The sequence below is a fragment of the Cyanobacterium sp. Dongsha4 genome (genome assembly GCF_036345015.1).
Lineage (GTDB): Bacteria > Cyanobacteriota > Cyanobacteriia > Cyanobacteriales > Cyanobacteriaceae > PCC-10605.
In genome coordinates this window covers 183782-202268 of record NZ_CP084098.1, presented here as the reverse complement: position 1 = coordinate 202268, position 18487 = coordinate 183782, and the positions used below count along the sequence as shown (strand labels likewise).

The following is an 18487-nucleotide window of genomic DNA, read 5'->3' as shown; positions in this document are numbered from 1 at the left end:
AGTCGCCGATGGTTAATCATTGTATATATTACACGGAAAAAACCCTCAATAATGACTCTAATTGTTAAAAAAAATTAATCTTAGAAACTGGTTTCTTGTAAGGGTACTTCTTCAATATTAGAGGGACTTTCACCGTTAAAACCCGGAAATAAATTTCTTTTCCAAGTTCTTATTTGTTGTTGGGCGGTATTATAAGCAGGAGTGCCTCTAGGTATCATTTGAGCAATGTTTATAGCATCTTCTAAGCCTGAGAGAGAATAGGTTTCTGCAACTCTTCTGGCATTATTAAGTAGTTGATCTGACCATTGTTCAACTGCCTGACGACTTTGGTATCCTACAGAACTATTAGAGGGGATTCTACGGGCTATATTTATGGCTTGGAGTAAGGATTGAGGATCGCTGTTTTGAGCTACCCGATAAGCATTTTCCAAGTCTTCTTGAGCATTGATTTCTCGACGCCAATTACGAATATTGGTTTGTGCTTCGGAATATAAGGCTCTACCTCTGCCTATTCGACTAGCAACATTTATGGCTTGTTGATAGTTATTGTTGCTACCAAGTGCGATCGCTTGATCTAGTATTGGGCGATCTTCCACTCTTTCTATATTACGACGCCATTGACGAATTAGATCACTAGCTTCACTGTATAAAGCCCGATTGGATTTAATTTGAGTAGCTGTATTAATAGCATTTTGCCATGATTGAACATTCCCAGCTTCGGCTATTTGTCTAGCTTGAACCAAAATGGGGCGGTCTTCTATAACTTGTATTTCTCTTTGCCACTTATTGATTTCACGCCTAGATTCTCGATAAAGGGGATTTTCTGAGCTAATTAACTCTGCTTTGGTGATTGCGGCGTTTAAGTCTTCTATTTCTCCAGATCTCGCTATTTCTCTAGCACTGGCAAGATAAACTAAGTCTTCTTTTTGGGCAGTCCAATTTTGCATTAATTCTCGACTTTGAAGATATAGCTTACTATCGCTAGGAATTTGTTCAGCTTCGGCAATGGCTAATTCCATAGATGAAACTGTGCCCAGATTAGCATTTCTTCCTGCACTGGCTAAGATATTCCAATCTCTTGCCTGATTTTTAAGGCGACTTTTTTCGGGAATTTGACTGGCTAGGTTACTGAGATTATTCCAATCATTATCGACTAAATATTCTTCCACTATGACCACAATTTTATTTTCTGCTTCTTCGATTAACTTATTTGCTTCATTGTAGGAATAGCTAGTTGCTGGAATAATAGAGGCGATGTCGATGGTTTTGAGTAGATTATCAATTCCTCCTTGTCTTAGGGCAACATAGGCACCATCTAATTGTTTGCTTTCTTCTCTGGCAAGATTAATGGTTTTGACAATTTCTTGATATTTGGTGGTTTGCCAATATTCGTTATTTACATTCAACAAGTTAACTGCTTCTAAGAATGCCTGATTCCACTGGGATTCTCGTAATTTTGCTTCTACATCTTCTTGGATTTTTTCTGCACTTTGCCAAATTTCACCCCACTGGCTGATTTTTTCTTCTATCATGGTACGATTTGCCACATCTTCTGGTATCCTACGGGCAATTGCGATCGCTTCTTCTAAATTTCCTTGATCAAATTTACTTTGTGCCAGAATTAAAATATCATTAGACCATTCACTAATGTGACGATTTATTTCATTTCTTAAAGGATGATCTTCCGATAGTACCTGTAAAAGTGCGATCGCATCTAGCAAATCATCAACGGTATTCTTTTCCGCTTTCAATTGGGCACAATAAATACGATTAGTAGCGGAACTAAAAAAAAGGGAAACTTTACTACAACTAGGATTAGTGGGCAATCGTAACAGTACAGAAGTAGCGGCGAAACCGATGCCTCCGAAAGTCAACGCTAAAATCAGGCTTAAAAATTGCCATGAGACTTTCCAGTTACTACCCTCAATTTTTGTAGTCATAATCAGTTCTTAAAGAATCAAGCTATTAATTGTTCAGCTTTTAATTTTCTTAGCACATCTTAACATGAAAACGAATGAGAGGAAACAGGGATAATAAATAGTTAATAATCAATAGTCGATAGTTAACAATTAACAATCTTTTTTTCATTACTCTCCAATATTAGACCTATTGCAAAACTAGAATTAAAATAAATTTCCAGAGGAAAATAGTCAATTTTCTTTACTTTTCCTTTGTTTATGATTTCTTTAAGAACTATATTATATTTATATATCTCTAATTAATTTCAACTCAAATTAACTAATTTTAGAAGACAAACAAGATATTTATATGAAGAATAATCCTTTCGATGAGTGTATTAAACAACTAGGTTTAGGTCAAATCCAGCGTCACCTTTTTCTTTGCTGTGATCAAACTAAGGCTAAATGTTGCTCAAAAGAAGATAGCCTAGAGTCATGGGAATACCTAAAAAATAGACTAAAAGAACTAAAACTCGATCGCCCTTCCCCAGAGAGAGATTATTGTGTATTTCGCACCAAAGCTAATTGTTTGAGAGTTTGTCTGGATGGGCCAATACTATTAGTTTATCCTGATGGGATCTGGTATCGTCATGCAACCCCAGAAGTAATAGAAAAAATTATTGCAGAACACCTAATCGGTAATAAAATAGTAGAAGAATATGTGTTTCATAAACATCCTTTGCCATTTTCAGAAACATCACAACTTTGTCCTGAAGATACTAAAAATGAAGAAAACTGATTACAAAAATCATGAAAGACTCAGAAACTAAAAAATTACTCCTTATAGATGATGATCCTAACCTTATTCTTTTAGTCAAAGACTATCTCGAATTCAATGGTTATGAAGTAATCACCGCCAATCATGGCAGAGAAGCAATCAAAATTCTTGAACAAGACACCCCAGATTTAATCATTTGCGACGTGATGATGCCTGAAATGGATGGTTATAATTTCGTTCAAGAAATCAGACAAAATCCGAGTTTAGAATGGTTGCCTGTTATTTTCCTTTCAGCAAAAGGACAAAGTAAAGATCGAATTAAGGGCTTAACTCAAGGGGCGGATGTTTATATGGTAAAACCTTTTGAACCTGATGAGTTAGTAGCACAGGTCAAATCCACATTAAATCAAACCATGCGTTTAATGGGAAGCAGTCATAAAAAAGTTGACCCGGCTTTGAGAATTCAAGTACCAAAAAGTGTAGAGTTAACCCCCACAGAAACTAAAGTTGTCAATTTAGTTGCTAGAGGTTTATCGAACAAAGAAATATCTCAAGAATTGGGGGTTAGTCAGAGAACTGTAGAAAGTCATGTTTCTAATATGTTAAACAAGACAGGTTTACATAATCGCACGGAGTTATCTCGCTGGGCAATTCAAAATGAGCTAGTCTAATTTTCCTCACACAAAGACAAAGTAAAAAGGGCAATGAGCAAACCTCCCTTTATCCCCAGGGCTGTTTCAAAGTAAGCTGTTTAAAATCTTGGGGTGTTAGGGTATTAGAGGATTAGGGGATTAGGGAGATTTTTGACTTGCAGATTTTAAGTAATAATAAAAAATCTTGAAACAATCAATATATATAAAAATTTATCCTGAACTTATATTATTTTAAAATAATAGCCTTAACTCCTATATTTGCAAGAGACTGGGATACTTGTTCGGCGTTTTCTTGAGTGCTAAATACTCCCACTTGTAGCAAAGATTGTCCTTGATAATTAGTTTTAAAGGCTTCAGGATAAAGAGATTTTACTCCCACTTCTTGGCTATTACTGTTAGTTTTAGCTAAAACTTTATATACAGTTTGACTATTGTTAGAAGAAGGTTTTATAGATTCAGAAGGCATATTATTGCCATTATTGTTGATATTCTCAGAATTAGTCGAATTAGAAAAAACTAAAATTTCCCTTAGATTTCTTCTTTTACCTAAATTATCGATGGGAGAGTTATTTGAGTTGTTGCTAACTGAAATGGAGTTAGAGTCTTGAGGACTTATATTGATATTGCGGACATTATTATTAGAATTTACTGCCACAGTTTGATTAGTTGTGGGAACATTATTAGAAGTGGCGTTTTCTTTGGAAGGTGTCACGTTAAAAGGAGAAACAGAAACAGATAATTCGTTGGCAGGGGTAACATTTCGAGAATTAATATCAGCCGTTTGTTGAGGGCTGTAAGGTTCATTTAAAGGAGGTATTGCAGGTAAGCTCTGGTTTGATGTGATAAGATTTCCACCAACTATTTGTGGAGGCGGAGGAGTTGAGTTTCCTTTTACATAGTAAATTCCTTCACTAGATATATTTTCTTTCTCGACAACGGATAGGTTAGGTGTTGGGGAAGTTTGTGTTTGTCTATTGTTATCAACACTTTGATTCGTTGCAAAAGGAATAGTCTCATATCCTGAATCATTATAAGGGTCAATGCTAATTTCGATCGCACCTGCACTAACTTTCTGAGGTGTGAGAAGCCATAGAGACGTTAACAAAATTAACGGTAAATGTTGAGGAGAAATAACTTGATAATTATTCATGAGGAATTCGAGATTAATTTAAAACTTTAATATAGACATCAGTTAACTATCAACAATCAGATTCTAACTTGTTTTTGTCTATTTTTTGTTATCCATAAACTATCTAATGTGACTATTTTCACAAAAATTTGTTTCAGAAGTATTTTAAAAATTAGCTTCCCCTCAAAACTACTATTTCTCACACTTTCAACTCCATAACTTCTAACTCTACATAAAAACGATGTCAACTTTTAGTTGACAATATAGATGTTTAGGCAATAATTGTCAATCAAAAATACGGTTTTATCCTATCATCCACTCTCTATAAGTCCCTCAATACCTAACGGTACTTAGACAAAAATTAAGCCCAAATAAACCCTAAACTTGCTTTGTATAAGCTAAATACTTTCACGTTATCTTTCCCTTTATTTCACGGTAAAATACTTCTATCCAATTTCTTTGTGTATAAGTTTCTACTATCCAATTCCCATTGACTTTTTCCCCTGCTTTATTCGTCATTAAATAATCAATATCTGTGGAATTTTCAAAACTGTCTGCATTCATGACGATAGCTACAGTTTTTATTCCCGATAAAGCTGATAATTTAATCTTTATAGTTGCTACCGAGAGAGTGTTTTCTTGATTTTTGCCTGTCTTTATTTCTTCAAAACTTTCTTGTATGAGTAGTGACGATGACCTGAATCATCGATAATTAAAGAGAAACATCTACTTATTTTAGTTTGACGACAAGATGCTATTATTTCTAATCTTTGATCATTGACCTCATCATAATTCCATGTGGACTCTGTTAGAAAATGATGTAATTTATGATAAGTAATATCAAGATTATTATTGGCAATTTGAGTGATATTTTTTCTTTGAGAATCTCCTAATAAACCGCCCAAATAATTACCAGCGATTAAAACATGGGGGCATTGATGAAGAGGTGATTTCTTTCATTTTGACCTAAAAACACTATCATATAATCATTATAAGTCAATTCTTAACATCTTTTTGTCTAAGTACCGATAATGAGTTAAGATAAGCTACTATTTGGTATTTTTCCCTTCTATCATCGATGTTTATAGCTGATTTATTCGCCTTTTTGTTTTTCAAGTCTCCTCAGTCGGATTCTTTTCCTGTTATTAAATGGCATGAAGCAAAGATTTTTCAAATTCAAACTCAATCAGATCCTCAAATACAAGTTATAGTTGATCAGTATCTCAACAATTTGGCAAGTCAGGGACTCATAAAAGGTCAACAAGGGGTTTGGATTCAGTCTAATTGGTCGATCGAAGCTGATAATCGAGGTAAAATACCTGCCCCTGCGGCTTCTTTAACTAAAGTTGCCACTACGATCGCATCTTTACAAACATGGACTTTAGATCATCGTTTTGTCACCAATATTTTCACTACAGGAAAAATCAATAATGGTGTTTTAGAGGGGGATTTAATTGTTGAGGCTGGAGGAGATCCTTTATTTGTCTGGGAAGAAGCGATCGCCCTTGCTAATAGACTACAGGATTTAGGTATCAATAGCATTACAGGGGATTTGATTTTAGTGGGTAATTGGCAGATGAATTATCAAGAAAACCCCTTAAAATCGGGGGAAATGTTAAAACAAGCATTCAACAGCGATAATTGGTCTTATGTAATCGAAAAACAATATCAGGAGATTCAAAACTGGCAAAAACGTCCTAAAATTACTATTCAAGGGGGAGTAAAAGTTTTTTCTCAGAAGCCCGATAATTCCCAGTTAATCTTAACGCATCAATCTTTAACCCTCAGAGAAATTCTGCGTTTAATGAATGTTTATAGTAACAATAAAATCGCTGAATCTCTTGCTCAACAGATAGGAGGAGGAGAAAAAATCGCCCAAATTGCGTCTCAAGTGGCGAACGTACCTCAAGAAGAAATTTTATTGCAAAACGGCTCTGGATTGGGAGTTGATAACCGTATTTCCCCCCGTGCCGTCGCTAGAATGTTTATGGCGTTAGATACCTTTCTTGAAAAAACTAATTACAATTTAGGAGACTTATTTCCAGTATCAGGAGTGGATAATAAAGGTACGATCGAAGCTCGAAATATTCCTTTTGGTATCCCCTGTAAAACAGGCTCTCTGGCGGTAGTTAGTGCCTTAGCAGGAGTTATTCAAACATCTGAGAGGGAAAAAGTTTATTTTGCTATTATTAACTATGGAAATGGCTTAGATAACCTGCGTAATCAACAGGATGCTTTATTACAAAATTTGCATAATCATTGGACTGTTGAACCCTTAAAACCAAATTCCGATATTGAAGTTAAATTTGGCTATCTCCGTTAAGCGAGGTCACATATTCCCGATTTAAACTAAAGATTATAGGTTAATTCACCAACGCCTATTCTTATGCCGAACGGAGGTTATATTATAATAAATGTTAAAGATTTCTTAACAAAGGTAAATTATAATTATGTCAGTGTTGGCAGCGATCGCCGTTTTAGGAATATTAATAGTAGTACATGAATTAGGACATTTTGGTGCGGCTAGATTACAGGGAATTCACGTTAATAAGTTTTCTATTGGTTTTGGACCAGTTTTGGCTAAATATGACGGTAAAGAAACAGAATATGCCCTCAGAGCATTTCCTTTAGGGGGTTATGTCGGTTTTCCAGATGATGATCCTGATAGTAAAATCCCTTTAGATGATCCCAATTTATTACGAAATCGTCCAGTGTTCGATCGCGCTATTGTTATTAGTGCAGGGGTTATCGCAAATCTTATTTTTGCCTATCTCTTATTAGTAGGACAAGTGGCCACTGTTGGGGTTCAGGATTTTAATTATCAACAAGGTGTCTTAATTCCTGAAATTCTCACGGAAATAGAATCTCCAGCCCAAAAAGCAGGTTTAAAAAGTGGTGATGTGGTTTTAGCCATCGATAATCAAACTTTACCTATTCAAGAAGATGCGATCGATATTTTACGACAAACCATCCAGAAATCACCCAATCAAACCCTTAACTTTACAATTAAAAGAGGAGAAGAAACCCTATCTTTACCTATAACCCCTGAATTGGGAGAAAATGGACAAGGAAAAATAGGAGTAATGTTAGCACCTAATGGAGAAATTATAAAACGTCGTCCTCAAAATATAATTGAACCATTCACCCTTGCCGCCGAACAATTTGAACGCTATACAACCTTAACAGTTCAAGGATTTGGACAATTAATCACCAATTTTCAAGAAAATGCCCGTCAGGTAGCGGGGCCTGTCGCCATTGTTGCAGTAGGAGCAGAATTAGCCAAAAATGATCTAGGTAATCTTTTCCAATTTGGAGCATTAATTAGTATTAACTTAGCCATTATCAATATCTTACCTTTACCCGCCCTCGATGGAGGACAACTAGCATTTTTAGTGGTGGAAGGACTTACAGGTAAACCCTTACCCAATAAATTACAAGAAGGTATTATGCAAACAGGCTTAGTATTACTTTTAGGTTTAGGAGTTTTCTTAATTTTAAGAGACACTGCAAATCTCGCTTTCTTCCAACAATTATTGCCCGAATAAAAAAGTCAAAATACTGTATATTTTATCTGGAATTAGGAACACTTATTATTTTTAGATATAAGTTATCGAAAGCTATTATTTATGACTTAATACCCAAAAAATTGTAATCAAATAGCTTCACCCTGATAGCTTTTTTTTTCGCTCTTCTCAAGAATATTAAGATTCTAAGCATATTATTTAATCAAATTCAATCAGAGTAAAATTAAGATTCCTGAAACTTAAGGTAAAATTCTTTGAATAAGTAAGCCTCTTTTATAATAGGGTCATAAGACCATACTCTAAATTTAACAGGATCTTCAGAAGCGTTAATTGTGGGAATAAAAGATACTGACCAACCTGAATCAAGGTAAATTGGATTATTGAAATAATCAGCAACATCTGGACGTGCTAAATTAACTTGTGTCTCTTTAATTATTTTATTATCATCACCCATCGTAATTAATACTTTTTTCCCTTTACTTTTATCTGGGTTTATCGCCCATCCTGTTAATACAATTTCTTGATTTTCCACTAACTCAAAAACAGAATTTTTAATTTCACTTTGATTAATAGAATCGACATTACCAAAATCACTGCTATGACTACAAATAAAATCTATCCTATTTGCTTTTTTTGGCGATATATTTACATTCAAACTTGAGGATTCAGAATTAAAAGGAATTACATATAATTTATTCTTATTAAAGTAATTTGCATACCGTTCCGCAAAAATATTAAGTCTTTCTTCTTTTTCACAAGAAGGATAAATTCCATCATCTAAATATGTTCTAAAAATATAAAATGTTGGTATTGTTGTATAATTAGCAATTGATTGATCAGAACCTAAATTTTCCTGCCAATTTTGATTATTGCTCACAATAATACTATTAAAATTACTGAGATCTTGCCTGAGATGTTTGAATTGTAAATTGACTAAAAGAATAAAAGTTAAAGAAAAAGTAATTATTAAATTAATTGGGCTATTTAGAATTGAAATTATCCTCAATTTATCTGATCTATATGAAAACCATGATGAAATAATGAATGCTATGATAAGCAACAATAATCCTATTAGTGCTGATTTAAAACTTGTTTGGCGAGGGAAAGAAGGTATCCCGAATTTATAATAACTAGAAAATGTAATGATAAAATTAGTAGTAACTAGAGGCAAAATAGATAAAAAACAAGCATTTCTCGTAACCGTATCAAGTTTAAATTTTACTTGATAAAATAAAATGATGAGTAATAACAATAAACCTAATTTATAAACTACAGAATAGCTAAAAGAATAGAAATCAAGATTTGTTTTCCATGCGGGTTGATTTAAAAAGAAGATTTCTTGAAAAAATTGCCATAAGGAGGTAATCATACTAGCTTGAAAGTTACCTCTCAAAGTCGATTCTATGTAAATTACTTCAACAGTACCGGTTCGATGAGATTTCAGCAAGAATAGAATATATAAGGAAAGGCAAAAAGGAATTAAATTGGCTATTGATAATTTCCAGCGATTAAATTTATCCAGATGAAAAAAAGGCAGGTAATTAAATTTCGTTGAAAAAGTTGTTAATAACAACATTAAAAATAAGCAAGTACTGAAAAATAGTTGATAAATTGCTCCCATTTCCCATGAAGACGATGTAATAATACCAAAGATAATTAAATAAAAAATATAAGGTCTAGAAATGTGCTGAGAATTACTTTGATTAATAAAAAAGTTGAGATTAAAGATGATTCCTCCTAACGTTAAAATATATGCGGAGCTAACTACAGTTACGTAAAACATTTCACCTGGATTTTGACTAAAGAGGAAGTAAATTAGCAGAATAAATGTTACTAAAAGTGGGATTAATAATTTTACGTAAACATCTTGTTGGACTAAACTATGTTGTTTCAGAGTTTCCCTGATAAATAAAAAAATAGAACTTATTAAAAAAAGCCATGTGATCAGATTAACCCCTCCTGTTAATGGTTTACCAAGAAAAGGAACTAATCGATAATATATATATAAAACAATTTCGGAAAAAAACCTTGGACTCCAAAAGAAAATTCTGTTAAATAAACCATGAAAGTTCTCTGTCTGATAAAGTTTAGCGATAAAGTAGTCATCAATACCCCATGATGAGGCGATAAGTAATATGAATGAGGGAATCAGAATACAACCAGAGGTTAATGTTAATAGTAAAATGACTTTTTCTGACTTTCTTTTATGTACCGTTGATGATGTGTTCAAAGTGTTATTAGAAAAACAAAATTGGTTAATGATGAGAAATTATATATCATAGTTATGTAATATAATTATTACTTTTTTTAGTATTGTCAAACTTCTTACAGAAGTAAAATAAGAAGCTAGATTTCACATGGCAAAAGTTTAAAAAACGACTCTTTCTCAATGGAAATTTAATCATTGACTATATATTTAAAATTGAATTATTTATTGTTTATCCTGATTTTAAACTTTATAATTTCTAATCATTGATTTTTATCTATCGTTGTCCATCCTAAAAGAAGAAAAATTGTTACAGAGTTTGAAGTTATATATCAGAAAAGGTGACAGAGATTATATACTGCGTTTAAGTAAACTGACTTAAGAAATCATTAATAACAACTCGCTAAGGAGTATTTTTTATGTCCCATAGTGTAAAAATTTACGATACTTGTATTGGTTGTACTCAATGTGTTCGTGCTTGTCCCCTTGATGTATTAGAAATGGTACCTTGGGATGGCTGTAAAGCTGGACAAATTGCGTCTTCTCCTCGCACTGAGGATTGTGTAGGTTGCAAACGTTGTGAAACTGCTTGTCCTACCGACTTTTTAAGTATCCGTGTTTATTTAGGTGCAGAAACCACTCGCAGTATGGGTCTAGCCTACTAATAAATATATATATCAAAATCGCCACTGTTGTCTCTTTTTTTGACGGCAGTTGGTTTTTTTTTGCTTAAATAGTCTTTTATGATCATTAACTAAATTTTATTATGAGTCAGAAAAAAGTTATTTTTACAGAAAATGCCCCTTTTCCCCTTGGCCCCTATAGTCAGGCTATCTCAGCTACGGGGGAATTAATTTTTCTTGCTGGGCAAATTCCTTTAAATCCAGAAACGGGGGAAATTGTCGGAGAGGGAGACATAAAAGCACAAACTAGACAAGTGATGAAAAATATTGAAGCCATTTTAATCGAAAGTGGTGTTAATTGGTCTAATGTTGTCAAAACGGGAGTTTTTCTCAGTGATTTAACTAATTTTGTTCCCATGAATGAGGTTTATGCCGAGTATTTTCAAGAACAACCTCCTGCCCGTGCTTGTGTGGAAGTTTCTCGTTTACCCAAGGATGTTTTAGTAGAAATTGAATGTATTGCTGTAAAATAAAACAATACAAAAAAACAGCCCATAGATATAGCAAAATTCGGGCTAGAAGCCCGAAATACAATGTAAAAATCAGAATTTTTGGAAGTCTAATGTTTTATTGTTAATTATTCATTACTTTTGCCTCTCAGGTAAATTTATGACAAAAAAAGTTGAGCTACTTAGATCACGGTTTACAATGAATAAAATAGAAAACAATCATTGTCATGGGAAAAAAACTATCTAAAGCATTGCAAGACTTACAAAATCTAAAACCCATAGAAAAAAAACAAAAGATTAAAATAAGTAGAAAAAAATCATCTTCTCTTGATAATTTCGCTCATGATATAAAAGAAAATCATCCTGATTTAGTGATGAGAAAAGTCAAAAAAGGAGAATTGAAAATGTCTCAAGTAATATGGGATTTTGTTGCTCCAGAGATGGAAATCGTAAGTGATTTAGAAGAAGGTCATAGGTTAGTTTCTTTGGCAATATTAGCATGGAACTTATCCCTATTATCCGAAGAAGAAAGAAAAGATAATATTAATAGTTATTTAGTGGATTTAGGTATTGATAATGACCCTTTAGAAAGTCAGGCTTTTAAAAAATTTTTACAAGGTTTTATTAACAGAAAGTTAGAATATTTTGCTGATATTGATCGTGTTATTTTTGATTTTAAGTTAGAAGAACGACGAGACACTTTACATCTTTCTATCGCTTCCAAACTTGATGAAGATTAAACATTTTCTAATGGTTTATTCATGGTTTCAATTCTTAAGAAATAAGTTGAAATTGCCGCTAATAAACAAATAATAACTAAAAAATATAATACATTATTAACTCCTATTTTAACTCTGAGAATCGGTAGTAAAAAAGTGCCTAAAACAGCACCTAACTTTGCGATCGCAGCCGACAATCCAGCACCACTAGCCCGAATAGAAGTGGGAAAAACCTCTCCTGAAAGTAGGAAAGTTGTAGAATTAGGACCAGCATTCATAGAAAAATTAAAGATAAAAAATCCTGTAAAAACCAAAATTAAATTAGAATTACTAACTCCTGCTAAAGCTAAAAGAAATAAGCCTACAGCCATGCCAATGAAGCCGAAAATTTGTAATTTAATTCTGCCTATTTTATCTACTAATAAAACTGCCGCTAAAAAACCAATTATTAAGAATAAATCCACAATAGCTGAACCCTGTGCCGATTGACTTTGACTTAACAAAAAATTATCCTCTTGGGTAAAAGCTAAAACAGCGATAATTGTAGGAGTAAAAATACCAATACCATAAGTGGCAATATCTTGTAAAAACCACGGTAAAGAAGCAAATAAAGTATTTTTAAGATATTTTTTCGAGAATAAAGTATTATAATTAAAATCGTTTTCTTGAGGTTGAGGGTCAGTTTCAGGGGTAATTTTTATATTTATATCCAATAATTCTGAAGCGGCAAGGGTAGCTTCTTGATAATCTCCTTTAGCAATAAAATAACGAGGACTTTCTAATAAAAATTGCATCCTTAAAAAGCCCACTAAAATAGCTAAAATTAAACCTACTCCTAGCATAATTCGCCAACCATATTGAATAGCAAAAATAGTCGCATCATCAGAGAAAAAAAGACATCCTTTAATGACTAAAATACCCGTTAAAGCACCGAATAAAGCACCCACAGCCTGAAAAGTGAATGCACCGACAACCATTCTTCCCCGCAGTCGAGAAGGAATATTTTCCGTAATATAGGCAACACTAATGGGATAATCTGCACCAATACCAATGCCGACTAAAAAGCGGAAGAAAATTAAAGAAAAAGCGTCCCAAGCTAAAGCTGTACCTGCACTAGAAATGATAAAAATTATGACATCAATTAATAACATTTTTTGTCGCCCAATTTTATCCGTTACTGCCCCTAAAGTTAGTGAGCCAATTAGTGAACCAACAATTGCCGCTACTGCTACCGAACCAATTTGGGCAGGAGTTAGTAAAAAATCTTTTTCGAGGAAAGGTAAAGCAATGCCGATGATGAAAAAATCAAAACCATCAAGGGCGATTAATCCTGCGGATAAAATCCATAATAACCACATGGGAGTAGTTAGTTTTGACTTATCTAATGCTTGTTCAAATTGACTCATTTTCTATCAACTATAAAATTTGAAGAGAGTATCAATTAGGTAATGTCTTCATTTACTATAATATGATCAATAAAAAATTCTATTATTTCTGATTTTTCTAATACATCAATTATATAAGTGCGTGCTGCGTAGTAGATCCCTTCGAGATCGCCTCTTGTGTCTTGAGGATAGGCTAAAACTTGAATAAGAGATAAGCGAGGATGAGAAGTTTGATAATCGGCAACTTCAGTATCTACCCAAAGAATATCAGTATCTGTTAAATCAAGAATAATCTCTTTTATTTCTTCAACTTCCGTTAAATAAACCATTTATTTTAATTTTAATTTTCGTCTCTTTTAAAACCTAAATTAGCCATTAATTATCAAATATTAAATCTAAAATTTATCTAAAGAGTTGAAGTTTTACTCACGTTTAAATTATTGCTGATTATTAGAATTATTCGTTTCTTCATCTTTAGGTAATTTATCTTTCAATATAAACAAATGATCGTAAACTTGTTGATAGACTTTTTTCTCATCATTAGTAATACTATCACTAACTAGATATTCATTTAGTACATTTAAACATTTTTCCAAGCCTGTTAAAGTATTTTTACCTTCATTTTTACTAATCAATAAGTAGGTGGCACGAGAATCTCCTGCACGAGAACGAATATAATAGTAGCGACAACGTTTGGCTAATATAGAGAGTGAATCAGAAGATTGATTGTCTTGAGCATAAGAAAAATTCGTTAAACCAGTGAATAAGCAAATTAATGATAGTAAAAAACAACTGAGATGCGATCGCATAGTGCTAGTTTGTATTCTTATTCGTTGGGCTTTTAAATTAGGTTTCATATAATGCAAAAAAAGAGATTTTTCCATCTGATAATCATTTAATGTTTGTAGAAAGTAAAGATTCATAATTCTACATTATAGTAAGTTCAGATGATAATTATCTAACTAATGAGAGGAGATGTTTCTGGAACTATTTTAAGAAAAGCAGAAAAAATATTAGAGAAGAATCCAGAAAATTAGCACCCATTAAATTAGGGGATGTAGCCATAACAAATGCTGGTAATTTGTCAGCAAAATATATTTTTCATGGGGCAGTTTTAGACTATCAATTAAAATCTCAAAAGCCCAACATCAAAGTTATTTAAGAAGTCACGAAAAAAAAGTTAAAAGAAATTATGGATAATTATATGATTAATATTGATAATAAATAACTCCTAACTCCTAACTCCTAACTCTCTATTCAGTACCAAAAGTGCGATCGCCAGCATCACCTAAACCCGGTACAATAAAACCATTATCATTGATCTGCTCATCAATCATGGCACTATAAATATTAAGAGTAGGATAACTAGCACTTAATTTTTGTAAGGCTGGAGGTGCAGATACTACGGAAACAATTCTAGTTAGATCAGGATTCCCACCCCGTTTGATAATTTCTTCCATCGCTAATATAATTGTACCCCCAGTGGCCAACATAGGATCAAGAATTAGAATATGAGTATCAGCAGTAAATTGTGTTGGTAATTTATTTAGATAACAGGTTGGGGTAAGTGTTTTTTCATCTCTTATCATTCCAAGATGATAAGTAGAAGCTAAAGGTAATATAGTTTGACTACCTTCAGCAAGGGTTAAACCAGCCCTCAAAATAGGGATAATTGCTATTTTTGTTTCAGGATTTAGAAAAGTGGCTGGTGCAAAGGCAAGAGGAGTTTCAATTGTCACATCCATCGTCGGCAACCATTCTCTAATTGCCTCATAGGTTAACCAACGTCCCAATTCCACCATAGCGGTTTTAAATAGAGTAGTAGGTGTATTTTTATCTCTTGCAACTCCGAGCCAATGTTTGATTAAAGGATGAGGGGGGACATATATTTTTAATTGAGGCGCCATTCAACTTTATTCTAAATTGTATAAAAATTTAATTTCGTGTTTAATTATACCCTAACAACTGATTGCAATATGAGGTTATTTTACTATGCCCAAAAGCATGAGTGGCCAAAATAAAAAACACTACATAGTTAAATAAGTATCGAAATCAATACCTTGTTTAATAATTTTTTCTTGAAACTCAGATAACTAAAAAAATAAATGATCAAAAAATCGCAAGTAGTAGTCATTGGGGGAGGTGCCGCAGGATTTTTCGGGGCAATAAATTGTGTTTCTGGCTATCCTCCTCTGACGGTGACTATCCTAGAGGCAGGAAAACAACCTCTCACAAAAGTCAAAATTTCGGGGGGAGGTAGATGTAATGTTACTCATCATTGCTTTAACCCTTCTGAATTAGTCAATAATTATCCTCGTGGTGGTAGAGAATTAAGAGGTGCTTTTTCTCGTTTTCAACCCCAAGATACCATTAACTGGTTTGAGAAACGAGGAGTTAAGTTAAAAACTGAAGGCGATGGGCGTATGTTTCCTGTCACCGATAACTCTCAAACGATTATTGACTGCTTAACCGAAACTGCTACTCAATTGGGGGTAAAAATTTATACTCAAACTCCTGTTAAGGATATTGATAAATCAGAATTAGGCTTTAATATTGCTCTTAAATCAGGGGAAATTATCGAAGCTGAAAAAGTATTAATTGCGACTGGCAGTAATCCTAATGGTTATCAATGGGCAAAAAAATTGGGGCATACGATACAAACTCCTATTCCCTCTTTATTTACCTTTAAAATAAAAGACCAACGTTTAGCAGATTTAGCAGGAATTACTTGCGAAAATGTTCAATTAAAATTATCTCTAAAAAAAGGTAAAAAATTAGAGCAAAATGGTGCTTTATTAGTTACTCATTGGGGGATAAGTGGACCTGCTACTCTAAAATTATCAGCATGGTGTGCAAGGGTTTTACATGATAATAAATATAATTTACCGTTAGTGATTAATTGGCTTCCTCAAAAAGATTATGAATCAGTCAAGAAAGAGTTAATTAGCTGTAAAGATACCATAGCTAAACAAAAAGTTATTAATTATCATGGTTTTGATTTACCAAAAAGACTATGGCAAAGTTTGGTTACTTATAGCTTAACTAATCGGGACAAAACTTGGGCTGAAATTACAAAAAAAGAAATAGATAAATTGACAGAAGAATTAATAAGAGGTGCATATCAAATTCAGGGAAAAGGAGTATTTAAAGATGAATTTGTTACTTGTGGAGGTGTGAGTTTAAAAGAAATAGATTTTAAAACGATGATGAGTAAAAAATGCTCTGATTTATATTTTGCAGGAGAAATTTTAGATATTGATGGAGTAACGGGGGGATTTAATTTTCAGAATGCTTGGACTACGGGATGGTTAGCTGGAATAGCTATATCTGCAACGGAGAGAGATGGATTTGAACTCTCGAAGGGTGTTACTCTTTAGCAATTTTAGACAACTGCTTATTTACTTTTTTCAAGTCTAAATTAGTTCCCACAATTTCCTCTCTTTCTGCCTATTTAATTAAGTTAAATGGTACAACTAAAGTTACCAAATGATATTATCAACAATAGAATAAAAGTACGGAGAGAGAGGGATTTGAACCCTCGAAGGGTGTTACCCCTTAGCAATTTTCGAGACTGCCGCATTCAACCACTCTGCCATCTCTCCACTTTAGGTATATTATTATAACCAATACGGTTTGTTTTTGGCTTGAGTTTAGTTATCCATTGCCTTTTGAATTTGTTAATTTAGGGCTAATTTAATTTAAATTAAATTTAGCCTGAGTTCAAGATAAAAATCCTTTTTTGTAAACATAAAAGTCACAAGGCGATAACTTAAACCAAACTTAGGTTAATCACCTCAATGGAATAGTAAAAGAAAAAGTTGATCCTTGATTGATTTGAGATTTAACCCAAATTTGACCTCCATTTTTTTCCACAAATTCCTTACACAATAATAAGCCTAATCCTGTTCCTATTTCTCCTGATGTTCCTTCCGTTGTTTGACAACAATCAATTTTAAATAAATTTTCCAGTTGTTTTTCTGTCATTCCTACCCCATTGTCAATAATATTTACCTGTATTTGAGCTTCTTTTTCTTCTAATTCGATGGTGATTTTTCCTCCTGAAGGAGTAAATTTAATACCATTAGTTAATAGATTTTGAATGGTAGAAACTAACATATTATAGTCCCATTTCACCATAAAATTATTGGTTGAAAAATTAGTATGAATTTGAATATTTTTTTCCTTTGCTATTGGTCCAATAATTAGTAAAACTTCCTTAATTAACTTATCAAGATCTAATATTTCAGGATTGATTTGCATATTTCCTGTTTCTAACCTAGACCACTGTAAAAGATTTTGTAATAATTTAAAGGCATTTTTACCAGAACTATATATCTCCCCTGCTAATTCTTCTATCTCTTCTTTGGTAAGCTCTAAAATATTATTTTTGAGAATTTCAGCAAATCCTAAAATTGTGTTAAAAGGGGATTTTAAATCATGGGCAATAATAGAAAAAAATTTATCTTTACTAGCATTTAATTCTTTTAATTCTTGAGAATAGTTTTGTAGAGTTTTCATTGCTAATCTTAACTCTAACTGGGTAACAACTTGTTTTGCGAGTATTCTTAGAGAGTTTAATTGTTCTTCTGTTAAACAACGTGGTTGAGAGTCAATGGTGCATAATGTACCTAGTGCAAATCCGTCTGGTGTAATTAAAGGTGCGCCTGCATAAAAACGGATATTAGGAGGATTTTCTAAAACTAAGGGATTATCGGCAAAGCGTTCATCTTGAGAGGCATCTTCAACGATAAATATTTCTGTATCGAGAATAGCATGGGAGCAAAAGGCCAAATTTCTGGGAGTTTCCCTCGGTTCAATACCTCTTTTAGATTTAAACCATTGGCGATCGCGATCTATGAGACTAATTAGAGCGACAGGAGTACCACAAATGGCGGCGGCTAATTGCGTAATCTCGTCATAGGCTTTTTCAAATTCCGTGTCCAAAATATCGTATCTTAATAGGGCTTCAATTCGCTCGGACTCGTTATTAGGTAAGGGAGCGATTTTCATTAGCTTTAACTTTTCCTCGTTATCAAAATCCATCTCAAACCATTTTATCGCTG

The 18487-nt window shown here is 33.2% G+C and carries 18 protein-coding genes, 1 tRNA gene and 1 pseudogene; 9 read left to right on the top strand and 11 right to left on the bottom strand.

What is annotated here, in order from left to right; translation table 11 throughout:
* Positions 1 to 80: 80 nt before the first annotated feature.
* Positions 81 to 1940 carry a hypothetical protein gene (locus tag Dongsha4_RS00915; RefSeq protein ID WP_330203924.1) on the bottom strand — a complete coding sequence of 620 codons (1860 nt, stop codon included), beginning with the start codon at positions 1938 to 1940 and terminating at the stop codon, positions 81 to 83.
* Between the two features lie 328 nt (positions 1941 to 2268).
* Between Dongsha4_RS00915 and Dongsha4_RS00910 the strand changes: the two genes are divergently transcribed.
* Both Dongsha4_RS00910 and Dongsha4_RS00905 read left to right on the top strand, forming a co-directional pair.
* The gene (locus Dongsha4_RS00910; RefSeq protein ID WP_330203923.1) at positions 2269 to 2697 is read left to right on the top strand and encodes a ferredoxin; all 429 of its coding nucleotides are present in this window, start codon (positions 2269 to 2271) and stop codon (positions 2695 to 2697) included.
* Between the two features lie 11 nt (positions 2698 to 2708).
* Positions 2709 to 3347, top strand: a complete 639-nt coding sequence (locus Dongsha4_RS00905) for a response regulator transcription factor (protein ID WP_330203922.1) — start codon at positions 2709 to 2711, stop codon at positions 3345 to 3347.
* Positions 3348 to 3555: 208 nt separating this feature from the next.
* Here the strand turns inward: Dongsha4_RS00905 and Dongsha4_RS00900 are convergent, their stop codons facing one another.
* The 3 genes and pseudogenes from Dongsha4_RS00900 to Dongsha4_RS00890 form a co-directional block, all read right to left on the bottom strand.
* Positions 3556 to 4479, bottom strand: a complete 924-nt coding sequence (locus Dongsha4_RS00900) for a hypothetical protein (RefSeq protein WP_330203921.1) — start codon at positions 4477 to 4479, stop codon at positions 3556 to 3558.
* A gap of 387 nt (positions 4480 to 4866) precedes the next feature.
* On the bottom strand, positions 4867 to 5022 hold the full coding sequence (locus tag Dongsha4_RS00895) for a hypothetical protein (RefSeq protein ID WP_330203920.1): 156 nt from the start codon (positions 5020 to 5022) through the stop codon (positions 4867 to 4869).
* Positions 5023 to 5147: 125 nt separating this feature from the next.
* Positions 5148 to 5418: pseudogene (locus Dongsha4_RS00890) on the bottom strand (transposase); the annotation flags it as partial.
* Positions 5419 to 5536: 118 nt separating this feature from the next.
* Between Dongsha4_RS00890 and Dongsha4_RS00885 the strand changes: the two are divergent.
* Positions 5537 to 6781: a D-alanyl-D-alanine carboxypeptidase gene (locus tag Dongsha4_RS00885; protein ID WP_330203918.1), complete on the top strand. Its 1245-nt coding sequence runs from the start codon at positions 5537 to 5539 to the stop codon at positions 6779 to 6781.
* A 127-nt stretch (positions 6782 to 6908) separates the two neighbouring features.
* On the top strand, positions 6909 to 8003 hold the full coding sequence (gene rseP / locus Dongsha4_RS00880) for an RIP metalloprotease RseP (RefSeq protein WP_330203917.1): 1095 nt from the start codon (positions 6909 to 6911) through the stop codon (positions 8001 to 8003).
* A gap of 202 nt (positions 8004 to 8205) precedes the next feature.
* Here rseP and Dongsha4_RS00875 read toward each other — a convergent pair whose 3' ends face one another.
* Positions 8206 to 10212 carry a hypothetical protein gene (locus tag Dongsha4_RS00875; protein ID WP_330203916.1) on the bottom strand — a complete coding sequence of 669 codons (2007 nt, stop codon included), beginning with the start codon at positions 10210 to 10212 and terminating at the stop codon, positions 8206 to 8208.
* 395 nt (positions 10213 to 10607) lie between these two features.
* Between Dongsha4_RS00875 and psaC the strand changes: the two genes are divergently transcribed.
* The 3 genes from psaC (at position 10608) to Dongsha4_RS00860 (ending at position 12060) form a co-directional block, all read left to right on the top strand.
* Positions 10608 to 10853 (top strand): photosystem I iron-sulfur center protein PsaC, encoded by a 246-nt coding sequence (gene psaC / locus Dongsha4_RS00870; RefSeq protein ID WP_012307203.1) that lies wholly within the window; start codon positions 10608 to 10610, stop codon positions 10851 to 10853.
* Positions 10854 to 10954: 101 nt separating this feature from the next.
* Positions 10955 to 11344: a RidA family protein gene (locus Dongsha4_RS00865; protein ID WP_330203915.1), complete on the top strand. Its 390-nt coding sequence runs from the start codon at positions 10955 to 10957 to the stop codon at positions 11342 to 11344.
* A gap of 203 nt (positions 11345 to 11547) precedes the next feature.
* Positions 11548 to 12060 (top strand): hypothetical protein, encoded by a 513-nt coding sequence (locus Dongsha4_RS00860; RefSeq protein ID WP_330203914.1) that lies wholly within the window; start codon positions 11548 to 11550, stop codon positions 12058 to 12060.
* Here Dongsha4_RS00860 and Dongsha4_RS00855 read toward each other — a convergent pair.
* From Dongsha4_RS00855 to Dongsha4_RS00845, 3 genes are all read right to left on the bottom strand, one after another.
* The gene (locus Dongsha4_RS00855; protein ID WP_330203913.1) at positions 12057 to 13445 is read right to left on the bottom strand and encodes an MFS transporter; all 1389 of its coding nucleotides are present in this window, start codon (positions 13443 to 13445) and stop codon (positions 12057 to 12059) included. The genes Dongsha4_RS00860 and Dongsha4_RS00855 overlap by 4 nt on opposite strands.
* A 35-nt stretch (positions 13446 to 13480) precedes the next feature.
* Entirely contained in the window at positions 13481 to 13753 is a 273-nt protein-coding gene (locus Dongsha4_RS00850; protein ID WP_330203912.1) for a hypothetical protein, read from the bottom strand.
* A 108-nt stretch (positions 13754 to 13861) separates the two neighbouring features.
* Positions 13862 to 14308, bottom strand: a complete 447-nt coding sequence (locus tag Dongsha4_RS00845) for a hypothetical protein (protein WP_330203911.1) — start codon at positions 14306 to 14308, stop codon at positions 13862 to 13864.
* 47 nt (positions 14309 to 14355) lie between these two features.
* Here Dongsha4_RS00845 and Dongsha4_RS18960 point away from each other — a divergent pair, with 47 nt between their 5' ends.
* On the top strand, positions 14356 to 14586 hold the full coding sequence (locus tag Dongsha4_RS18960; RefSeq protein WP_425590783.1) for a macro domain-containing protein: 231 nt from the start codon (positions 14356 to 14358) through the stop codon (positions 14584 to 14586).
* 91 nt (positions 14587 to 14677) lie between these two features.
* Here Dongsha4_RS18960 and upp read toward each other — a convergent pair whose 3' ends face one another.
* Positions 14678 to 15331: a uracil phosphoribosyltransferase gene (gene upp, locus Dongsha4_RS00840; RefSeq protein ID WP_330203910.1), complete on the bottom strand. Its 654-nt coding sequence runs from the start codon at positions 15329 to 15331 to the stop codon at positions 14678 to 14680.
* A gap of 198 nt (positions 15332 to 15529) precedes the next feature.
* On the opposite strand from upp, the gene Dongsha4_RS00835 reads away from it, so the two are divergent.
* Complete coding sequence (locus tag Dongsha4_RS00835; protein ID WP_330203909.1) at positions 15530 to 16801, top strand: NAD(P)/FAD-dependent oxidoreductase; 1272 nt, start codon at positions 15530 to 15532, stop codon at positions 16799 to 16801.
* A 138-nt stretch (positions 16802 to 16939) separates the two neighbouring features.
* On the opposite strand, the gene Dongsha4_RS00830 is transcribed toward Dongsha4_RS00835, so the two are convergent.
* Together Dongsha4_RS00830 and Dongsha4_RS00825 are read right to left on the bottom strand one after the other, a co-directional pair.
* Positions 16940 to 17026, bottom strand: a tRNA-Ser gene (locus Dongsha4_RS00830).
* 187 nt (positions 17027 to 17213) lie between these two features.
* On the bottom strand, positions 17214 to 18434 hold the full coding sequence (locus Dongsha4_RS00825) for a HAMP domain-containing sensor histidine kinase (protein ID WP_330203908.1): 1221 nt from the start codon (positions 18432 to 18434) through the stop codon (positions 17214 to 17216).
* Between the last annotated feature and the right edge of the window lie 53 nt (positions 18435 to 18487).

Excerpts from the sequence above, each read along its gene's own strand:
- upp (WP_330203910.1), bottom strand. The coding sequence starts at position 15,331 with ATGGCGCCTCAATTAAAAATATATGTCCCCCCTCATCCTTTAATCAAA.
- Dongsha4_RS00855 (WP_330203913.1), bottom strand. The coding sequence starts at position 13,445 with ATGAGTCAATTTGAACAAGCATTAGATAAGTCAAAACTAACTACTCCC.
- Dongsha4_RS00910 (WP_330203923.1), top strand. The coding sequence starts at position 2,269 with ATGAAGAATAATCCTTTCGATGAGTGTATTAAACAACTAGGTTTAGGT.
- Dongsha4_RS00825 (WP_330203908.1), bottom strand. The coding sequence starts at position 18,434 with ATGAAAATCGCTCCCTTACCTAATAACGAGTCCGAGCGAATTGAAGCC.
- Dongsha4_RS00905 (WP_330203922.1), top strand. The coding sequence starts at position 2,709 with ATGAAAGACTCAGAAACTAAAAAATTACTCCTTATAGATGATGATCCT.
- rseP (WP_330203917.1), top strand. The coding sequence starts at position 6,909 with ATGTCAGTGTTGGCAGCGATCGCCGTTTTAGGAATATTAATAGTAGTA.
- Dongsha4_RS00885 (WP_330203918.1), top strand. The coding sequence starts at position 5,537 with ATGTTTATAGCTGATTTATTCGCCTTTTTGTTTTTCAAGTCTCCTCAG.
- Dongsha4_RS00845 (WP_330203911.1), bottom strand. The coding sequence starts at position 14,308 with ATGGAAAAATCTCTTTTTTTGCATTATATGAAACCTAATTTAAAAGCC.
- Dongsha4_RS00835 (WP_330203909.1), top strand. The coding sequence starts at position 15,530 with ATGATCAAAAAATCGCAAGTAGTAGTCATTGGGGGAGGTGCCGCAGGA.
- Dongsha4_RS00915 (WP_330203924.1), bottom strand. The coding sequence starts at position 1,940 with ATGACTACAAAAATTGAGGGTAGTAACTGGAAAGTCTCATGGCAATTT.
- Dongsha4_RS00865 (WP_330203915.1), top strand. The coding sequence starts at position 10,955 with ATGAGTCAGAAAAAAGTTATTTTTACAGAAAATGCCCCTTTTCCCCTT.
- Dongsha4_RS00895 (WP_330203920.1), bottom strand. The coding sequence starts at position 5,022 with ATGAATGCAGACAGTTTTGAAAATTCCACAGATATTGATTATTTAATG.
- Dongsha4_RS00850 (WP_330203912.1), bottom strand. The coding sequence starts at position 13,753 with ATGGTTTATTTAACGGAAGTTGAAGAAATAAAAGAGATTATTCTTGAT.
- Dongsha4_RS00860 (WP_330203914.1), top strand. The coding sequence starts at position 11,548 with ATGGGAAAAAAACTATCTAAAGCATTGCAAGACTTACAAAATCTAAAA.
- Dongsha4_RS00900 (WP_330203921.1), bottom strand. The coding sequence starts at position 4,479 with ATGAATAATTATCAAGTTATTTCTCCTCAACATTTACCGTTAATTTTG.
- psaC (WP_012307203.1), top strand. The coding sequence starts at position 10,608 with ATGTCCCATAGTGTAAAAATTTACGATACTTGTATTGGTTGTACTCAA.